The following is a 206-nucleotide window of genomic DNA, read 5'->3' on the forward strand; positions in this document are numbered from 1 at the left end:
TCAGAGAAGCCTTGGCTCGCCTTCGAGAAGATGACTTGATAATGTCTCGCCGAGGATCTGGAAGTTACGTTATAAAAAAACCTGCCAGCAACGTTTTAAAATTCTCACCTCTCTCAAGCATTTCAGATATTCAACTCTGTTATGAATTTCGCGCTAATTTAGAATCTGAAGCTGCAGGTATAGCTGCCAGTAGAAGAACAAGTACA

General features: G+C 41.3%; 1 protein-coding gene. It reads left to right on the forward strand.

All coding sequences use genetic code 11. From position 1 onward, the window contains the following. Positions 1–11 precede the first annotated feature (11 nt). On the forward strand, positions 12–206 hold a 195-nt coding region (locus tag V6256_RS16350), incomplete at its 3' end, for a hypothetical protein (protein WP_424141085.1).

Source organism: Psychromonas aquatilis, from assembly GCF_038155185.1.
Lineage (GTDB): Bacteria > Pseudomonadota > Gammaproteobacteria > Enterobacterales > Psychromonadaceae > Psychromonas > Psychromonas aquatilis.